Consider the following 968-nt stretch of genomic DNA (forward strand, 5'->3'; position numbering starts at 1 on the left):
CTAGGCTCTCTATAGTCATTGGCTTGTTTGAGCGCTTCTGCACTGAATTCAGAGGGTATATCGTAATTGAGTAGAGTAGTTTCAATGATAAGTTCACGGTCATTGTCGTCACTCAGCACCTCTGTAATCTTACCTGTAGCAAACTCGTGCTGATTGGGCCAGTCAATGACATCAACTTTCACCGGATCGCCTTGTTTGGCACCTACCGCTTGTATATTATCATCAGTGACGGTGATTGGTTGATGGTTGTTTGGGCTGCCAAGCTCAACACAATAACCATCTTCATCACGAGTAAGCGTACCAATAAACTGATTTTGATGACGTTCAGTCACATCAACGATACGACCTTCGGTACGACCACGGTTATCTGTTGTGGTGCCGACAGCATCGACCATGTCACCGTTAAATACCCAGCGCATTTGTTTTTCATGTAAAAACAAATCTGGCATATCTTCTAGTACCACAAAACCAAAGCCTTTTGGATGAGCAGATACCGTACCAGTAACCACATCTTGTTGCGTGACTGCACGAAAGCGATAAGGGCGTCCTTCACGATTTACTTGTCCATCACGAGCCATGGCTTTGAGACGATTGCCTAATGCGTCAAACTGGTCAGGATCATTGATGTCAAAAGCTTTTGCCAGCTGTTGATGTGTCGGTTCATCGTTTTCAGCGATCGTACGTAGTATCAGCTCACGACTAGGGATAGGATTGTCATATTTCTGTGCCTCACTTGAGGCGTTTGGATCATTCCAACTCATAAATTACCGTATCTATTTTTAAAATTATTAATAATGGCTATCTTAACACGAACGACGCTTTAATACCCGACGTCAATGAGGTTATATCTATTCGATAGCTGACTGTTTGGGTAGACTGTTTAATCAAATATCGATGTCAGTAGTACCAGATTGGTTTGCAATCTTTTTACTGTCTAACTCTTTTGATACTTCAAGTACAGTCGTTTG

Annotated in this window: 1 pseudogene; it reads right to left on the minus strand. The window is 42.5% G+C overall.

The annotated features are described in order from the left end of the window. Nucleotides 1-761: pseudogene (locus tag ACS8FD_RS17340) on the minus strand (ribonuclease R); the annotation flags it as partial. Nucleotides 762-968: the final 207 nt, after the last annotated feature.

Source organism: Psychrobacter sp. 1U2 (assembly GCF_051847575.1).